Source organism: Streptomyces sp. NPDC055013, from assembly GCF_053608645.1.
In genome coordinates, this window is sequence record NZ_JBSGVW010000048.1 from 19,553 (window position 1) to 35,318 (window position 15,766).

19 protein-coding genes are annotated in these 15,766 nt (G+C 71.2%); 12 read left to right on the forward strand and 7 right to left on the reverse strand.

The genetic code is table 11. The annotated features are described in order from the left end of the window. Positions 1 to 128: 128 nt before the first annotated feature. Genes ACWGDB_RS37715 through ACWGDB_RS37730 form a run of 4 tightly spaced genes read left to right on the forward strand, consistent with a single transcriptional unit; the run spans position 129 to position 3,596 of the window. Positions 129 to 1,082 (forward strand): ABC transporter ATP-binding protein, encoded by a 954-nt coding sequence (locus ACWGDB_RS37715; protein WP_453826583.1) that lies wholly within the window; start codon positions 129 to 131, stop codon positions 1,080 to 1,082. Next, positions 1,079 to 1,819 carry an ABC transporter permease gene (locus ACWGDB_RS37720; RefSeq protein ID WP_453826584.1) on the forward strand — a complete coding sequence of 247 codons (741 nt, stop codon included), beginning with the start codon at positions 1,079 to 1,081 and terminating at the stop codon, positions 1,817 to 1,819. Before ACWGDB_RS37715 ends, ACWGDB_RS37720 begins: the two co-directional genes overlap by 4 nt. Next, positions 1,816 to 2,985 (forward strand): sensor histidine kinase, encoded by a 1,170-nt coding sequence (locus ACWGDB_RS37725; RefSeq protein ID WP_453826585.1) that lies wholly within the window; start codon positions 1,816 to 1,818, stop codon positions 2,983 to 2,985. Before ACWGDB_RS37720 ends, ACWGDB_RS37725 begins: the two co-directional genes overlap by 4 nt. Then, on the forward strand, positions 2,982 to 3,596 hold the full coding sequence (locus ACWGDB_RS37730; RefSeq protein WP_453826586.1) for a response regulator: 615 nt from the start codon (positions 2,982 to 2,984) through the stop codon (positions 3,594 to 3,596). Before ACWGDB_RS37725 ends, ACWGDB_RS37730 begins: the two co-directional genes overlap by 4 nt. Positions 3,597 to 3,727: 131 nt before the next feature. On the opposite strand, the gene ACWGDB_RS37735 is transcribed toward ACWGDB_RS37730, so the two are convergent. Both ACWGDB_RS37735 and ACWGDB_RS37740 read right to left on the reverse strand, forming a co-directional pair. Continuing rightward, complete coding sequence (locus ACWGDB_RS37735) at positions 3,728 to 4,579, reverse strand: transglutaminase family protein (RefSeq protein WP_453826587.1); 852 nt, start codon at positions 4,577 to 4,579, stop codon at positions 3,728 to 3,730. Between the two features lie 39 nt (positions 4,580 to 4,618). Next, complete coding sequence (locus ACWGDB_RS37740) at positions 4,619 to 5,611, reverse strand: GNAT family N-acetyltransferase (RefSeq protein ID WP_453826588.1); 993 nt, start codon at positions 5,609 to 5,611, stop codon at positions 4,619 to 4,621. A gap of 140 nt (positions 5,612 to 5,751) precedes the next feature. Between ACWGDB_RS37740 and fdxA the strand changes: the two genes are divergently transcribed. Both fdxA and ACWGDB_RS37750 read left to right on the forward strand, forming a co-directional pair. After that, positions 5,752 to 6,072, forward strand: coding sequence for a ferredoxin (gene fdxA / locus ACWGDB_RS37745; protein ID WP_007495984.1), 321 nt, complete (start codon positions 5,752 to 5,754; stop codon positions 6,070 to 6,072). A gap of 118 nt (positions 6,073 to 6,190) precedes the next feature. Then, on the forward strand, positions 6,191 to 7,285 hold the full coding sequence (locus ACWGDB_RS37750; RefSeq protein WP_453826589.1) for a bifunctional succinyldiaminopimelate transaminase/glutamate-prephenate aminotransferase: 1,095 nt from the start codon (positions 6,191 to 6,193) through the stop codon (positions 7,283 to 7,285). A 133-nt stretch (positions 7,286 to 7,418) separates the two neighbouring features. On the opposite strand, the gene ACWGDB_RS37755 is transcribed toward ACWGDB_RS37750, so the two are convergent. After that, on the reverse strand, positions 7,419 to 7,883 hold the full coding sequence (locus tag ACWGDB_RS37755; protein WP_453826590.1) for an ATP-binding protein: 465 nt from the start codon (positions 7,881 to 7,883) through the stop codon (positions 7,419 to 7,421). A 374-nt stretch (positions 7,884 to 8,257) separates the two neighbouring features. Then, positions 8,258 to 9,235: a heavy metal transporter gene (locus ACWGDB_RS37760; RefSeq protein ID WP_453826591.1), complete on the reverse strand. Its 978-nt coding sequence runs from the start codon at positions 9,233 to 9,235 to the stop codon at positions 8,258 to 8,260. A 93-nt stretch (positions 9,236 to 9,328) separates the two neighbouring features. Between ACWGDB_RS37760 and dapE the strand changes: the two genes are divergently transcribed. Next, a complete protein-coding gene (dapE, locus tag ACWGDB_RS37765; protein WP_453826592.1) occupies positions 9,329 to 10,408 on the forward strand; it encodes a succinyl-diaminopimelate desuccinylase in 1,080 nt (359 codons plus the stop codon). 173 nt (positions 10,409 to 10,581) lie between these two features. Then, positions 10,582 to 11,340: an LOG family protein gene (locus ACWGDB_RS37770; RefSeq protein WP_383628173.1), complete on the forward strand. Its 759-nt coding sequence runs from the start codon at positions 10,582 to 10,584 to the stop codon at positions 11,338 to 11,340. Positions 11,341 to 11,466: 126 nt separating this feature from the next. Here ACWGDB_RS37770 and folP read toward each other — a convergent pair whose 3' ends face one another. Then, positions 11,467 to 12,327 (reverse strand): dihydropteroate synthase, encoded by an 861-nt coding sequence (folP, locus tag ACWGDB_RS37775; protein ID WP_453826593.1) that lies wholly within the window; start codon positions 12,325 to 12,327, stop codon positions 11,467 to 11,469. 139 nt (positions 12,328 to 12,466) lie between these two features. On the opposite strand from folP, the gene ACWGDB_RS37780 reads away from it, so the two are divergent. Continuing rightward, positions 12,467 to 12,823 (forward strand): DivIVA domain-containing protein, encoded by a 357-nt coding sequence (locus tag ACWGDB_RS37780; protein ID WP_451173395.1) that lies wholly within the window; start codon positions 12,467 to 12,469, stop codon positions 12,821 to 12,823. Further along, positions 12,820 to 13,407: a DNA-3-methyladenine glycosylase I gene (locus ACWGDB_RS37785; protein ID WP_453826594.1), complete on the forward strand. Its 588-nt coding sequence runs from the start codon at positions 12,820 to 12,822 to the stop codon at positions 13,405 to 13,407. The genes ACWGDB_RS37780 and ACWGDB_RS37785 overlap by 4 nt, the downstream gene beginning before the upstream one ends. Positions 13,408 to 13,499: 92 nt before the next feature. Here the strand turns inward: ACWGDB_RS37785 and chcB are convergent, their stop codons facing one another. Beyond that, positions 13,500 to 14,303 (reverse strand): 2-cyclohexenylcarbonyl CoA isomerase, encoded by an 804-nt coding sequence (chcB, locus tag ACWGDB_RS37790; RefSeq protein WP_453826595.1) that lies wholly within the window; start codon positions 14,301 to 14,303, stop codon positions 13,500 to 13,502. Positions 14,304 to 14,368: 65 nt separating this feature from the next. Between chcB and ACWGDB_RS37795 the strand changes: the two genes are divergently transcribed. Together ACWGDB_RS37795 and ACWGDB_RS37800 are read left to right on the forward strand one after the other, a co-directional pair. Next, positions 14,369 to 14,533 carry a hypothetical protein gene (locus ACWGDB_RS37795; protein WP_453826596.1) on the forward strand — a complete coding sequence of 55 codons (165 nt, stop codon included), beginning with the start codon at positions 14,369 to 14,371 and terminating at the stop codon, positions 14,531 to 14,533. A gap of 146 nt (positions 14,534 to 14,679) precedes the next feature. Then, the gene (locus ACWGDB_RS37800) at positions 14,680 to 14,847 is read left to right on the forward strand and encodes a DUF3117 domain-containing protein (RefSeq protein ID WP_003966491.1); all 168 of its coding nucleotides are present in this window, start codon (positions 14,680 to 14,682) and stop codon (positions 14,845 to 14,847) included. Positions 14,848 to 15,016: 169 nt separating this feature from the next. Here the strand turns inward: ACWGDB_RS37800 and ACWGDB_RS37805 are convergent, their stop codons facing one another. Then, positions 15,017 to 15,649 (reverse strand): O-methyltransferase, encoded by a 633-nt coding sequence (locus tag ACWGDB_RS37805; RefSeq protein WP_453826612.1) that lies wholly within the window; start codon positions 15,647 to 15,649, stop codon positions 15,017 to 15,019. Positions 15,650 to 15,766 lie beyond the last annotated feature (117 nt).

Sequence of the window (15,766 nt, forward strand, 5' to 3'; positions counted from 1 at the left end):
CTGCTCGGACCAAGGGGGCACCCGGCACTCGCCGGGTGCCCCCTTGATCGTCGTATGACATCTGTCATCCGGCAGTCAGGACCGCCGACACTGCCGGGCTCCGGGCCTGCGCGGCCACCCTTGAGCACATGACAACGACAGCGTTGAACACGACGACTCCGGTGGTCGGATTCGACCAGGTGAGCAAGAGCTACGGGGACGTACGGGCCGTCGACGGCCTCACGCTCGCGCTGCACCCGGGGGAGACCGTGGCCCTGCTGGGCCCGAACGGGGCCGGCAAGTCCACCACGCTCGATCTGCTGCTCGGCCTCAAGCGCCCCGACGGCGGCAGGGTCGGCGTCTTCGGCACCGACCCGCGCGAGGCGATCGTCGCCGGTCGGGTGGGGGCCATGCTGCAGAGCGGCGGGCTGATGGGCGAGGTCACGGTCGCCGAGATGGTGCGGCTGGCCTGCGATCTGCATCCGCGGCCCTACCCCGTCTCCGACGTGCTCGCCCGCGCGGGCATCACGCAGATCGCCGACCGCAAGGTCGACAAGCTCTCCGGCGGCCAGTCCCAGCGCGTCCGCTTCGCCCTCGCGACCGCGGGCGACAGCGACCTGATCGTCCTCGACGAGCCCACCACCGGCATGGACGTCACCACCCGCCGGGCCTTCTGGGCCACCATGCGCGAACAGGCCGACCAGGGCCGTACGGTCCTGTTCGCCACGCACTACCTGGAAGAGGCCGACGCGATCGCCGACCGGGTGCTGGTCCTGCACCGCGGCCGGCTGCTGGCCGACGGCACGGCGGCCGAGATCAAGGCGAAGGCCGGGGCGCGGCGGATCTCCTTCGACCTGGCCGACGGTCCGGTCGACGAGGCCGCCCTGCGCGATCTGCCCTTCCTCACCACGCTCACGGTGTCCAGCAGCGGCTCCGCCGCGGGGCCCGGCCGGACCGTCCGCATCCAGTCCTCCGACGCCGACGCGACCGTCCACGCCCTCTACGGACTCGGCCTCTACCCCCGCAACCTCGAAGTCGCCGGGCTCGGACTCGAGCAGGCGTTCGTCGCCATCACCACCGCCGAGGAGGCACGTACGTCATGAAGGCCTTGATCCGGCTGGAACTCACCCGCGCCCTGCGCAACCGCAAGTTCCTGTTCTTCTCGGTGCTCTACCCGTCGATGCTGTTCCTGCTGATCGCGGGCAGCGCCGACAGCACGACCGAGGTCGACGGCACCGGCCTGACCCTGCCGACGTACATGATGGTCTCCATGGCCTCCTTCGGCGCGCTGACGGCCGTCCTGATGGGCAACAGCGAGCGCATCGCCAAGGAGCGCGAGAGCGGCTGGGTACGGCAGCTGCGGCTGACCACCCTGCCGGGCCGCGGGTATGTGCTGGCCAAGACCGCGAGCGCTGCGGTGGTCAGCCTGCCGTCGATCGTCGTCATCTTCGTCGTCGCCGCCGTCGTGAAGGACGTACGGCTGGACCCCTGGCAGTGGCTCGCCCTCACCGGTGCGATCTGGGCCGGGAGCCTGGTCTTCGCCGCGCTCGGGGTGGCGATCGGATACTCCGCGACGGGTGACGCGGTACGCCCGATCACGATGATCATCTACTTCGGGCTGTCCCTGCTCGGCGGCCTGTGGATGCCCACGACGACCTTCCCGCAGTGGCTCCAGGACATCGCCGCCTGGGTGCCCACGCACGCGTACGCTGCCCTGGGGCAGGCCATCGAGCAGAGCCAGGCCCCGCACGCGAAGGACCTCGTCGTCCTCGTCGTCTCCTTCGCCCTGTTCACGGGCGGCGCGGCCTGGCTGTACCGGAAGGACACGTTGAAGGCGTGAGCGGCACAGGCGTCGGGATGGGGCAGCGCCCGGAGAATCACCGGCAACGGTTCGTCAAGCTTCTGTGGACCGGCATCTGGCTGGTGTACCTGAGCGCGCCGGCCAACGACCTGCTGCACGGCGGTCACAGCACAGGCGTCCGGGTGCTCGGCTGGATCGGCCTCGCCGCGTTCGTCACCTGGTACATGCTGCTGCTCTTCCGCACCGGTCGAGGCGAACGCAACGGCGTCGTGCTCGCCTCGCTCGGCGTCCTCGCAGCCCAGTCCGCGGTCCTCGCCCTGACCCTGGGCCGGGAGTGGCTGGTGCTGTTCGTGTACGTCTCCATCGCGTCCGGCGCGGCCCTGCCGCTGCGTATGGCGCGCTGGACGATCCCGGCCGCGTCCGCGCTGATGACCGTGATCGCGTTCGCGACACCGGGCGGCAAGGCCTTTCTGGCCGGGCTGTTGATCCCGGCCCTGCTGGGCGGCTTCGCCATGACCGGCGTACGCGAACTCGTCCGCACGACGATCGCGCTGCGTGAGGCCCGCGCCACCGTCGCCCAACTGGCCGCCAACGAGGAGAGACTGCGCCTGGCCCGGGACCTGCACGACCTGCTGGGCCACTCCCTCTCCCTGATCACCATCAAGAGCGAACTCGCGGGCCGTATGCTCCCCGATCACCCCGACAGGGCGGCCCGCCAGGTCGCCGACATCGAGCAGGTCAGCCGCCAGGCCCTGGTCGACGTGCGCGAGGCGGTCTCGGGCTACCGCCGCCCGCGCCTCGCGGCGGAACTGGCAGGCGCCAGGGTCGCTCTGACAGCGGCCGGGGTGACGGCCGAACTCCCGGCCGAGCCCGATCTCGCCGGCGTCCCCGAGGACAGCGAGTCGGCCCTCGCCTGGGCGCTTCGCGAGGCGGTCACCAACGTCGTACGGCACAGCGGCGCCCAGCGCTGCACGGTCGAGGTCCTGCTCCGCCAGACCCTCGACGGCCCCGTCCTCGAACTCTCCGTCGAGGACGACGGCTCCGGCGACCAGGGCAACGGCCCCGGCCACGGCCTCACCGGCCTCACGGAACGCCTGGAGACGGCGGGCGGCACCCTGCAGGCGGGCGGTACCCGGCACGGCTTCCGCCTGATCGCCCGCGTCCCGGCCGCCGTGATCCCGGCGGACGTAGGATCCGGTTCATGAGCCGCACGATCAAGGTCCTCCTCGCCGAGGACCAGTCGATGGTCCGCGAGGCCCTGGCCGCCCTGCTCGGCCTGGAGGAGGACATCGAGGTCGTCGCCCAGGTGGCCCGCGGCGACGAGGTCCTGGCGGCGGCCCGCGACCACGACGTGGATGTGGCGCTCCTGGACATCGAGATGCCGGGCGCGACGGGCATCGACGCGGCGGCACTGCTGCACGACGAGCTGCCGGCCGTGAAGCTCGTCGTCCTCACGACCTTCGGCCGCCCCGGCTACCTCCGCAGCGCGATGGAGTCCGGCGCCGACGCCTTCCTGGTCAAGGACGCTCCCGCGGCCCAACTGGCCGAGGCGATACGCAAGGTCCTGGCAGGCGAACGGGTCATCGACCCGACCCTGGCGGCAGCGGCGCTTGCGGAGGGCGCCAACCCCTTGACCGACCGCGAGCGAGAGGTCCTCCGAGCGGCGGAGGACGGCTCCACGAACGCCGAACTGGCGGCGTCCCTGCACCTGTCCCAGGGCACGGTCCGCAACTACCTCTCGACGGCCATCCAGAAACTGGCGGTACGGAACAGGGCGGAGGCGGTGCGGATCGCGCGGGAGAAGGGGTGGTTGTGAAGCGCCGACCAGGGGCAACGCCCTCAGGGGCGTGGGGCTGTGTCGATATGCGGCTCCGCCGCGTGGGCGCGACCAGCCACGACCAGCCCGCAGTCGCACGACAGCAGAATTGCCTACGGCGGGGAGGCGGACTAGTTCAACATCGCCCGCGCCGCCCGAGCCTGCCCCCGCACCTGTTCCGCCGCCCCCTCATCCACCGCACAGATCAACTCCGCGTACTCCTCCAACTCCACGGCCCCCTCGACGAAGTCCCCCCGCTGCACCAGCAACTGCGCACGCTCGAACCGCAACCGAGCCGGATGCGACGGCAGCAGCAGCGACAGCTCCACCGCCCACAGCGCCACATCCGACCGCTCGGGCCGAGTCGCCGCCCAGGCCCGCACGTTGTTCAGTATCCGCAGCACCACATCCAGCGGATCGGCCGGCGACAGCATCGACGGATCCAGCGGCGCCCCCGTGGCCCCCGCCACCAGCAGCTCCGCATCGCCCCCCGTCAACACCCGCCCCCCGTCGAACGGATCGGCGAGCACCTGCTCATCGGTCGGCCCGAACCCCACGACGAAGTGCCCGGGCAGCGCGACCCCGTACACCGGGGCCCCCGCCCGCCGGGCCACCTCCATCCACACCACCGACAACAGGATCGGCAGCCCCCGCCGCCGCTCAAGCACCTCGTGCAGCAACGATGACTCCAGCCGCTGATAGTCCGCGGCCGAGCCGCGAAACCCGCACCGCTCCCCGAGCAGCTCCCGCAGGGCCACGGCCCACGCCCTCGGCCCGCCCGGCCGGAACGGCAGCTGTCCGGCCAGTGCGTCCAGCTCCACCTGCACGGAATCCATCCCCGACTCGTCCAGCGCCCCGTCCGCCTCGGCTCCCACCAGCAGACACAGCATGGACAGGTCGGGCCGCTCGGACCGCGCCTCTTCGGCGAACCGCCGCCGCAGCTCGGCGGAGCGTTCCGGCGGTGGGGGGTAGGGGGGACGCATAGCTGGCTCGTGCCCTTTCGCGGCGATCGGTACCACTGCTCACGGAGATCGATAGTGGTGGTAGGCATGATGCGCGGCGAACCCCATCGCGGCGTACATTTCCCGCGCGCCCTCGTTCTCCGCCTCGACCTGCAGCCACGCCGCGGACGCCCCCTCGTCGAGGGCCTGCCGGGCCAGCGCGGCCATCACCCGGGTGGCCAGCCCCTGCCGCCGCAGCGCCGGATCGACCTCCACGGCGGCGAACCCGGCCCACCGCCCGTCCACGACACAGCGCCCGATCGCGGCAGGCGCACCGCCACTCGCACCGGGAACCGTCGCGAACCACACCGACGGCCCGCTCCCGAGCACCTTCAGGGCCACCTCGCTCACCCCCTTGCGCTGATACCGCGCAAGCCAAGCCTCGTCCGCCTCCCGGGCCACCACCACTCCGGCGCCCTCGTCCCGGTCGGCGATCGGCGCGAGCGCCCCGATCCACATCTCGGCAGATACTTCACGCACCCACCCGAGCCGCTCCAGTTCCGCGCACAGCAGCTCCTGCGTGCCCTCGGCCCCGGTCGCGGTCTGGACGTACGCGGGGAGCCCACGGTCGCCGTACCAGCGCCGTACGACCTCCAGTGCGGCGGGAAGCGGCATGCCGGGGTCACCGAGCGGCAGCACCGAGTTGGCCCGCCGGGTGAACCCGGACGCGGCGCGCAGCTCCCACTCGCCGAGCCGCCCGCTCTCGACGGGCCGCCACGCGCGCGAGGAGACGTGCGCGAGTTCCTCGTACGAGGCGGCGGGCCCCCGGCGCCGCGCGGGAGCGGCGGGCACCACCTTCCCCGCGACCAGCGACGATTCCGCGATGCGGACGGTCTCGCCACTCTTCCGTGTGATCAGCAGCACACCGTCGTCCCATGATGCGAGAACACCCACCGTGTCGGTGAACTTCTCACCCCCGGCAGCAGGATCGTTCAGGCGGCGTACGGAGACCCGTTTGCCCACGTCAGCAGCGGTGATACGGACCTCAAGGCGTCCCGTCGCTGAGATTTCCACAGGTCAGTTCACCCCTCCTGTTCGGATCATGCCCAAGAACGGAGATACTAGGGGCGGGCATCGACGACGCCGCGCTCCCGCGCGCCAGGCGGCGGAGCCTGAGGAGGCCCGCCAGCGCCCTATCGAGGAGGAACGACAGCGTGACCTACGTCATCGCGCAGCCTTGTGTCGACGTCAAGGACAAGGCGTGCATCGAGGAGTGCCCGGTCGACTGCATCTACGAGGGCCAGCGGTCCTTGTACATCCACCCGGACGAATGCGTCGACTGTGGTGCCTGTGAGCCGGTATGCCCGGTCGAGGCGATCTTCTACGAGGACGACACTCCGGAGGAGTGGAAGGACTACTACAAGGCGAACGTCGAGTTCTTCGACGAGCTCGGCTCCCCCGGCGGCGCCAGCAAGCTGGGTCTGATCGAGCGCGACCACCCGTTCGTCGCCGCGCTCCCGCCGCAGGCCGAGTAATCCTCACCGGCGACCCGCACAGCGTGCCGCCTCGGTCCCGTACGGCCTGATCGCCCCGATCGTCGTACGGGACCGAGGCGTTGCCGTATCTGCTGTACCAGAAAGTGAGCGAGATCCCGTGTCCGCAGTCTCCGACCGCCTTCCGGCCTTCCCCTGGGACAAGCTGGAGCCGTACAAGAAGACGGCCGCCGCGCACCCCGACGGCATCGTCGACCTCTCCGTCGGCACGCCGGTCGACCCGGTTCCCGAGCTGATCCAGAAGGCTCTGGTCGACGCGGCGGACTCCCCGGGCTATCCGACGGTCTGGGGCACCCCGGCACTGCGTGACGCGATCACGGGCTGGGTGGAGCGCCGCCTGGGCGCCCGTGAGGTCACCCACCGGCACGTCCTGCCGATCGTCGGCTCCAAGGAACTGGTCGCCTGGCTCCCCACCCAGCTGGGCCTGGGCCCCGGCGACAGGGTCGCCCACCCGCGCCTTGCCTACCCGACGTACGAGGTCGGCGCCCGCCTCGCCCGCGCCGGCCACGAGATCTACGACGACCCGACCGACCTGGACCCGGCCGGCCTGAAGCTCCTCTGGCTGAACTCCCCGTCGAACCCGACGGGCAAGGTCCTGTCCAAGGACGAGCTCACCCGGATCGTGGCCTGGGCCCGCTCGCACGGCATCCTGATCTTCTCCGACGAGTGCTACCTGGAGCTGGGCTGGGAGGCCGACCCGGTCTCGGTCCTGCACCCGGACGTGAACGGCGGCTCGTACGACGGCATCGTCGCGGTGCACAGCCTCTCCAAGCGCTCGAACCTGGCCGGCTACCGCGCCGCGTTCCTGGCCGGCGACCCCGCGGTCCTGTCTCCCCTCCTGCAGATCCGCAAGCACGGCGGCATGATGACGTCGGCCCCGACCCAGGCGGCGGCCGCAGCGGCCCTGGGCGACGACGAACACGTCCGCCTCCAGCGCGACCGCTACGCCGCCCGCCGCACGGCCCTGCGCGAGGCCCTGCTCCGCCACGGCTTCCGCATCGAGCACAGCGAGGCCAGCCTCTACCTCTGGGCCACCAAGGACGAGTCCTGCTGGACGACCGTCTCCACTCTTGCCGACCTGGGCATTCTCGTGGCCCCGGGCGACTTCTACGGCGAGGCGGGCGCCCACCACGTCCGAGTCGCCTTCACAGCAACGGACGAACGCGTGAGGGCAGCGGTCCAGCGCCTGACGTAGGCCCGCGGTCGAACGGCAGCCCACCGAACACGCCCCGGCCCTGGCCGACGTACCGTCGCAGGCACGCAAAAGCCGACGGGGCCCAGGGAAATTCCCTGAACCCCGCCGGCTCAAGCCGGGCGCACGCCGACCGTCAGCCGAGCGGAAGCCCCTGCACCGGCAGCGAGCCGGTCGCCGGCACGCCACTCCCAGCCGCGTCACCGAGGACGGTCCCGACCGACCCGGCGACACCGCCCGCGGTCTCCTGAGCCGCGGGCGTCGCCTTCTTCGTGACCTTGCTGCCGGCCTTGGTCGCCGTCGGCACCGCCTTCTTCGCGGCCTTGCCGCCGGTCTTGGTCACCTTGCCACTGGCCTTCGTCGCGGTCGGCAGCGCGTTGTCGACCGCGGTGTCGACCGCGCCACCCGCGAGCCCGGTGGCGTTCGTGGCCGCGCCGTCGACGACGCTCGCGCCGTCCAGGGCGGTCAGCCCGCCGACCTTGGAGGCGTCGGGCAGTTCGGGGGCCGCGCTGGCGGAGCCGGCCGCACCGACCCCGGCAGCCGCTCCCGCAGCGACGAGCAGCGCGGCACGGGCGATCCGGCGGGTCAGGGGGAGGGACATGATGCTCCTTCGACGGTTATGTCGGATGAGAACGATGAAGTGTCCGACCACGCCCGGCAGTTGACCGACTGGCTGTTGATCTCCGGGCTCGGACGCAGTGACTACCGCTCGAAGCCCTCGAAGGTTGCGGCGGCGCAACGTAAAGAGTTGGCAATGCGTCGCATTATCGCCTGCGGATAAAACGGGGCAAAACTTATGCCGCCCGAAACCCTGCCGAATCCTTACAGCCCTTGATTCTCAAGGCCTTTGACGGATGCGAGGGTGTCCGCGCGAAAACCTGCCCACAGCACCGCCGACCGACACCTCGGGTGACCCTCGGGAGTGATCGGCCGAACGCCTGCGCGTAGCAGTCGGCGTGTACTGGTCGCCAGCTGTTACGGCATGGTCGTGATCCGGACCGAGTCCGGCCCGCTCCGCGCCCCCGAGGCGTCCTGCCCCGCGAGCGGACGCCACCGGCTGTCGGTGTTCCCGGCGGTCCACTCCCGCCCGGCGTACGAGACCCGCTTGATGTGCAGTTCGGAGGCGTTGGCCACGGCCCAGTGGGCCAACTGCCAGCCGCGCTCGCGGACCCCGCGCCCGGCGCCGGAACCTCCGTCGGCCGTCACGGGGAGCACGACGGTCCGCCCGTCGCTCCCGCCCGCGGTCGCGGTGGGCGTGGGTGTGGCGTCCTCGGCGGCGACCTCGGCCGAGGCCGGCTGGAGGGCGTCCCGTCCGAAGTCCCGTACGAGCGCGGCCCGCACGCCGTCCGGGCCCGTGGCTCGCGCGACGCCCGGGCGTCCCTCGCAGGTCAGCGTGGCCGCCGAACGCCCGGTGAGGGCGGCCGCGAGCAGCGTCGCGTCCGGCTCGTGCTTGGCGTACGCGTCCGGAAAGCCGCTGCGCTGGACGTGCTGCGCGGCCACGGTGAGCGGCATCTCCAGGTATCCGCGGACCTTGACCAGGTGCTGGTAGAACTCCCCCGACGAGTAGATCGGGTCCATGATCTCCTCCTCGGTGCCCCAGCCCATCGAGGGCCGCTGCTGGAACAGGCCCAGCGAGTCACGGTCGCCGTGGGTGATGTTGCGCAGCGCCGACTCCTGGAGGGCGGTCGCGAGAGCGATCGTCACGGCGCGCTCGGGCAGCCCGCGGCCGGTGCCGACGGCGGCGATCGTCGCCGCGTTCACCGCCTGCTCCGGCGTGAACTCGTACCTCGCCCCGTCACCGTCGCCGGAGGCGACCGCGCAGCCCGGTTCACCCGTGCCGCCGGTGACGTACTGCACCGCGAGGTAGCCCGCGACGGCGAGCAGGACCAGGAAGGCCGCCCCGCGACGCAGGAGGCGGCCACGACGTGTGGAGGTGGGGTACGGCTCTGGCACGCCCTACAAGGTAGCTGAGGTTACCGAGGGGTATGGGGCGAGTGAGGAAAGTGGGCGGACGGCCCGACGGTCCGGCGCGTTAGGGTCGGCACCATGGCCGACACCTCCCTTGACCTCACGCAGGACGCCGCGAAGCTCACCGCGCAGCTCGTCGACTTCCCCTCCGTCAGCGGCACGGAACAGCCCCTCGCGGACGCGATCGAGGCCGCCCTGCGCGCGCTGCCGCATCTGACGGTCGACCGGTACGGCAACAACGTCGTGGCGCGGACCAACCTGGGTCGGCCGGAGCGCGTGATCCTCGCCGGCCACATCGACACGGTGCCGATCGCGGACAACGTCCCGTCACGGCTCGACGAGGACGGCGTCCTGTGGGGCTGCGGCACCTGCGACATGAAGTCGGGCGTCGCGGTCCAGCTCCGCATCGCCGAGACGGTCCTGGCCCCCAACCGCGACCTGACCTTCGTCTTCTACGACAACGAAGAGGTCACCGCGGACCTCAACGGCCTCAAGCACGTGTCCGAGGCCCGTCCGGAGTGGCTGGAGGGCGACTTCGCGGTCCTGCTGGAGCCGTCGGACGGCGAGGTCGAGGGCGGCTGCCAGGGCACGCTCAGGGTGCTCCTCAAGACGAAGGGCGAGCGTGCCCACTCCGCGCGCGGCTGGATGGGCTCGAACGCGATCCACGCGGCGGCCCCGATCCTGGCGCGCCTGGCGACGTACGAACCCCGTTACCCGCTGATCGACGGCCTGGAGTACCGCGAGGGCCTGAACGCGGTCGGCATCTCGGGCGGCGTGGCGGGCAATGTCATCCCGGACGAATGCGTCGTGACCGTCAACTTCCGCTACGCCCCCGACCGCACCGAGGAGGAGGCCATCGCGCACGTCCGCGAGGTCTTCGCCGACTGCGGGGTCGAGGAGTTCGTCGTGGACGACCACAGCGGCGGCGCGCTCCCCGGGCTCTCCCACCCCGCGGCAGCGGCGTTCATGGCCGCGGTAGGCGGCACCGCGCGCCCCAAGTACGGCTGGACGGACGTCTCCCGTTTCTCCTCCCTCGGCATCCCGGCGGTCAACTACGGCCCCGGCAATCCGCACTTGGCGCACAAGCGGGACGAACGGGTGGAGACGGCGAAGATCCTGGCGGGGGAGCAGCGGCTGAGGGCGTGGCTCACGGCGTAGCAGCGAGGGTGGACGAGAGGTGAGAGTGCGCCCGGGGATCGCCGGTACGGCGCTTCATGGCGGACATGCACACGTCCCCCGTCCGTAACCCGCGTGGATCTACGCTGAGTGGAAAGACCTGCAACATCTGCACGACCTGCAAGACCGCAGGCCCCGCAGCGGAGGGAGCGTACATGGCTACAGGCAACCCCGAGGGGAAGAAGCAGCCACCGTCGGAGCAGCGTCTGGGACCGGTGATCCGCAGGCGGGGCCAGGTGACGGCGAGCACGACCGACCAGCGCCTGCTGGATGCGGGCGGGCCCTCCGACTGGGTCCACACGGACCCCTGGCGAGTCCTGCGCATCCAGTCGGAGTTCATCGAGGGCTTCGGCACCCTCGCCGAACTCCCGCCCGCGATCAGCGTGTTCGGCTCCGCCCGCACACCGGCCGACTCTCCCGAGTACGACGCCGGGGTCCGCCTCGGCCGGGGCCTGGTCGAGGCCGGCTTCGCGGTGATCACCGGCGGTGGCCCCGGTGCCATGGAAGCGGCGAACAAGGGCGCCTGCGAGGCGAAGGGCGTCTCGGTCGGCCTCGGTATCGAGCTCCCCTTCGAGCAGGGGCTCAACCCTTACGTCGACATCGGCCTGAACTTCCGGTACTTCTTCGTCCGCAAGATGATGTTCGTCAAGTACGCCCAGGGCTTCGTGGTCCTCCCCGGCGGCCTCGGCACCCTCGACGAACTCTTCGAGGCCCTCACCCTCGTCCAGACCCAGAAGGTCACCCGCTTCCCGATCGTCCTCTTCGGCACCGAGTACTGGGGTGGCCTGGTGGACTGGCTGAAGAACACCCTGGTGGCCCAGGGCAAGGCCTCGGAGAAGGACCTGCTCCTGTTCCACGTCACGGATGACGTGGACGAGGCGGTGGCGCTGGTCTCGAAGGAGGCGGGGCGCTAGCGCCGGGCTTCAGCCGTCGTCCCGGGCGGGTACGAGTGGGTGGGCGAGGCCCCTTGCCCACCCATCACCCGTCCCGGTCCCCCGAGAGGCGGGACTTGAGGGGTGCGGGCGGCGGGGGCGGGAACGCTATGCCAAGCCCCGCCGCGCCACCGCCGGAGCCCGCCACCCCGCGATCGACGCCACCATGTCCAACACCTGCCGCGTCTCCGCCACCTCGTGCACCCGATACACCTGCGCCCCCAACCACGCCGACACCGCGGTCGTGGCCAACGTCCCCACCACCCGCTCCTTCACCGGCCTGTCCAACGTCTCCCCGACAAAGTCCTTGTTGGACAGCGACACCAGCACGGGCCAGCCCGTCTCCACCATCTCCCCGAGCCGCCGTGTCGCCTCAAGACTGTGCCGCGTGCTCTTCCCGAAGTCGTGCCCCGGATCGATCAGGATCGACTCCCGCGGCACCCCCAGCGCCAACGCCCGCTCGGCCAGCCCCACGGTCACCCGCAGAATGTCCGCCATGACGTCGTCGTACGTCACCCGATGCGGCCGAGTACGAGGCTCCGCACCCCCGGCATGCGTACACACCAGCCCCGCCCCGTACCGAGCGGCGACCTCCGCCAGCTCCGGATCCACGCCACCCCACGCGTCGTTCAGCAGATCCGCCCCGGCCTCGCACACCGCCGCCCCGACGGAGGCCCGCCAGGTGTCGACGCTGATCACGACATCCGGAAAGCGCCGCCGCACCTCGGCCACGAACCCGACCGTCCGCCGCGCCTCCTCCTCGGCCGTCACCTCTTCGCCGGGCCCGGCCTTGACCCCACCGATGTCGATGATGGCCGCCCCCTCCGCCACGGCCTGCTCCACGCGCGCGAGGGCGGGCTCGTCGCGGAACGTCGCCCCTTGGTCGTAGAAGGAGTCCGGGGTCCGGTTCACGATCGCCATGATCACCGGCTCGTGCGTGTCGAACTCACGCCTGCCCAGCCTGAGCATCCCCTGTGACCTCTCCTTGTGTGTCCTGGTACGTACCGCCCTTTGGGCCGCCTGCGACCCTAGCTGTCAGAGTCGCATGGCACGATCGGACCCTGACACACTCGACCGCTCGCATAAACCGACCGTGGGGGCCGCAGCGATGGTTATGTTCTTGTTCCTGGTCGTCGCGCTGGCCGTCGTGGTCGCCGCGGTGACACTCGCCGTGGTGGGCGGCGGCGAGAGCGACGGCCCGCTGCCCGAGGCGGCGCCCGAGCGTCTGCAGGATCTGCTGCCGCCGGACCGCCCGCTCGACCGCGCGGACATCGAGACCCTCCGCTTCCCGCTCGCCGCACGCGGCTACCGCATGGCCGACGTCGACGACGCCCTCAGCCGCCTCGGTGCCGAGCTCGCCGAGCGCGACGCCCGCATCGCCGACCTGGAGTCCGCGCTGTCCGGCGCGCAGGCCTCGGCCGGCCATGTGTCGATGGACAAGCCCTCCCAGGAGGACCAGCAGTGAGTGACGGCACGGCCCTCGCCGGCCCGGACGGTGCCCTGCGCTGCCCCTGGGCCCTGTCCACCCCGGACTACGTGACGTATCACGACCAGGAGTGGGGCCGCCCGGTCCACGGCGACGACGCCCTCTACGAACGCCTCAGCCTGGAGGCCTTCCAGTCGGGCCTGTCCTGGATCACGATCCTGCGGCGGCGTGAGGGCTTCCGCGCCGCCTTCGCGGACTTCGAGATCGCCAAGGTCGCGACCTTCACGGACGCCGACAGGGACCGCCTCCTCGCGGACGCGGGCATCATCCGCAACCGCGCGAAGATCGACGCGACCATGGCCAACGCACGCGCGCTGGCCGAGTGGACCCCCGGCGACCTGGACGACCTGATCTGGTCCCACGCCCCCGACCCGGCCACCCGCCCGGCCCCGAAGACCTTGGCGGACGTCCCGGCGGTCACTCCGGAGTCGACGGCCCTGTCCAAGGCCCTGAAGAAGAGGGGCCTGCGCTTCGTGGGACCGACGACGGCCTACGCGTTGATGCAGGCGTGCGGTTTGGTCGACGATCACTTGGAGACCTGCGTCGCGAGAAGCGCCGTCTAGGAGCGCGGGGCCGCATCGATGTGCGGCTCCGCCGCGTGGGCGCGACCGGCCCCCACGGGCCCGCGGTCCCCGACGGCGCTACCGTCCCGACGTCAGCGGCCCAGGTACTTCGGCTTCTCCTTGTTGACGAAGGCCTGCACCGCGATCGCATGGTCCTCGGAAGACCCGGCCCGCGTCTGCAGGTCGTCCTCCTTCTCCAGGGTCTCCTCGAGCGAGTGCGACAGCCCGAACGCCACCGCCTCCTTGAGCGCCCCGTAAGCAACCGTCGGCCCCTCGGCGAGGGCCCGCGCAACCTTCTCGGCCTCGGCCCGCAGCTCCGCGGCGGGCACCAGCCGGTTCGCGATCCCCAGCTCGTACGCCTCCTGAGCCTTGATGTTGCGCGGGAAGAGCAGCAGGTCGGCCGCGCGGCCCGGTCCGACGACCCGCGGCAGCGTCCACGAGATCCCGGAGTCGGCGGTCAGCGCGACCCCCGCGAAGGACGTGTTGAAGGCCGCCGTGTCCGCCACCACCCGATAGTCCGCAGCGAGCGCGAACCCGAAGCCGGCCCCGGCAGCGACGCCGTTCACCCCGGCCACCACCGGCTTCGACATCCCGGCCAGTGCCCGCACGATCGGGTTGTAGTGCTCCCGCACGGTGCTCATCGTCTGCCCCGACCCGGTCTCCCGGTCCGACATCAGCAACCCGATGTGCTCCTTGAGGTCCTGCCCCACGCAGAACGCCCGCTCCCCGGCCGCGGTCAGCAGCACGGCGCGAACGGCGTCGTCGCCCGCAGCAGCCTGGACCGCGTCCCGCAGGGCGACCTTGGTCTCGACGTTCAGCGCGTTCATCGCCTCGGGGCGGTTCAGCGTGATCGTCGCGAGCCCCTCGCTCACCTCGTAGAGCACGGTGTCGGCCATGGCGTATCCCCTCCGGTGTGACGGCTCGGGCGTACTCGTCGGTACGCACCTGTCTGAAGGACAGCATGGCGGAGATCACTGACAACGGCCCCGACCGGACGTGTGACCTGCGTCAAAGAATTTACGTCCCGTTCCGTTCGGCCGAAGCGCGTGCGGCGGAGCAGTATCGCAGTCACATCGCCGAATTGAGTGGTTTTGCTCGCGCGCGTTGCCCAAGCGATGCCGACTGATGTTGGTCATCGGGTCCTGAGATGCGGGATAATGGCTTGGAAGCAATGTGTTCGATGCCGGTGTCGCGTGTCCCCTATCTGACGCGCGTGCCCTCCATGGGGCCGTCGGCTTTGACGATGAGCTGGTTTCAGGAAGGGGAACGAGCATGGCGGCCATGAAGCCGCGAACGGGCGATGGCCCGCTCGAGGTGACCAAGGAGGGGCGGGGCATCGTCATGCGCGTTCCGCTCGAAGGCGGCGGTCGGCTCGTCGTCGAGCTGACCCCGGACGAGGCCGACGCGCTCGGCGATGCCCTCAAGAAGGTCGTCGGCTGACGCGGCAGCGACCCTACCCTTTCGGCGACCCCGGCATCGCACATGGTGCCGGGGTCGCTGGTTTTCCCGGTACGTCTGCGATTTTCCCCGGCTCGTCCGCCAGTCTTCCCGGTAGGTCCGGTGGCTATTCCCGGCAGGGACAAGGCCTGCGTGGCGGCCGGTCAGGCGGTCAGCGCTTGACCGCGCACAGCAGCCCGTCGCCCACCGGCAGCAGCGACGGCACCAGTTCCTGGCTCTCGCGCACCGCGCGCAGCAGCTCCCGGATCCGTATGACCTCGGTGGGCTGCGGGCCCGAGTCGACCGTGCGGCCGTTGGCGAACACGCCCTCGAACACGACGAGGCCGCCCGCACGCAGCAGGCGCAACGATTCAGCGAGATAGTCGAGGAACTCCAGCCGGTCGCCGTCGCAGAAGACGAGGTCGTAACCGGCGTCGGCGAGGCGGGGCAGGACGTCCAGGGCGCGGCCCGGGATGAAGCGGGCGCGGTTGCTGGCGAAGCCCGCGGCCCGGAAGGCCTGGCGGGCGAACTGCTGGTGCTCGGGCTCCGGGTCGACCGTGGTCAGCACGCCGTCCGGACGCATACCGTGCAGGAGGTGGATGCCGGAGACGCCGGTACCGGTGCCGATCTCCGCGACCGCCTTGGCGTCCACGGTGGCGGCGAGCATCCGCAGCGCGGCACCCGTGCCGGGCGACACCGAGCGCAGCCCCGCTTCACGGGCCCGGTCACGGGCCCAGCGCAGGACGTCGTCCTCGGCGACGTAGGCGTCGGCGAACGCCCAGCTCGTCTGCCGGTTGCCGGTAATGAGCCTCTCCTGTCCCCGTGGTTGCCTGGGCGTGACTGTATCCGTTGCGGCCGGGAACCCGCAGATGGGACCGCGCGTTTAGAGGGGTGGGAAGACGAGCGGGGGGACACAGTTGGA

What these genes read in the sequence shown, in the direction of transcription:
- ACWGDB_RS37780 (WP_451173395.1), top strand. Translation starts at nt 12,467, where the DNA reads ATGGTTATGTTCTTGTTCCTGGTCGTCGCGCTGGCCGTCGTGGTCGCC.
- folP (WP_453826593.1), bottom strand. Translation starts at nt 12,327, where the DNA reads ATGCTCAGGCTGGGCAGGCGTGAGTTCGACACGCACGAGCCGGTGATC.
- ACWGDB_RS37795 (WP_453826596.1), top strand. Translation starts at nt 14,369, where the DNA reads ATGGCGGAGATCACTGACAACGGCCCCGACCGGACGTGTGACCTGCGT.
- ACWGDB_RS37715 (WP_453826583.1), top strand. Translation starts at nt 129, where the DNA reads ATGACAACGACAGCGTTGAACACGACGACTCCGGTGGTCGGATTCGAC.
- ACWGDB_RS37730 (WP_453826586.1), top strand. Translation starts at nt 2,982, where the DNA reads ATGAGCCGCACGATCAAGGTCCTCCTCGCCGAGGACCAGTCGATGGTC.
- ACWGDB_RS37735 (WP_453826587.1), bottom strand. Translation starts at nt 4,579, where the DNA reads ATGCGTCCCCCCTACCCCCCACCGCCGGAACGCTCCGCCGAGCTGCGG.
- ACWGDB_RS37720 (WP_453826584.1), top strand. Translation starts at nt 1,079, where the DNA reads ATGAAGGCCTTGATCCGGCTGGAACTCACCCGCGCCCTGCGCAACCGC.
- ACWGDB_RS37770 (WP_383628173.1), top strand. Translation starts at nt 10,582, where the DNA reads ATGGCTACAGGCAACCCCGAGGGGAAGAAGCAGCCACCGTCGGAGCAG.
- ACWGDB_RS37755 (WP_453826590.1), bottom strand. Translation starts at nt 7,883, where the DNA reads ATGTCCCTCCCCCTGACCCGCCGGATCGCCCGTGCCGCGCTGCTCGTC.
- ACWGDB_RS37800 (WP_003966491.1), top strand. Translation starts at nt 14,680, where the DNA reads ATGGCGGCCATGAAGCCGCGAACGGGCGATGGCCCGCTCGAGGTGACC.
- dapE (WP_453826592.1), top strand. Translation starts at nt 9,329, where the DNA reads ATGGCCGACACCTCCCTTGACCTCACGCAGGACGCCGCGAAGCTCACC.
- chcB (WP_453826595.1), bottom strand. Translation starts at nt 14,303, where the DNA reads ATGGCCGACACCGTGCTCTACGAGGTGAGCGAGGGGCTCGCGACGATC.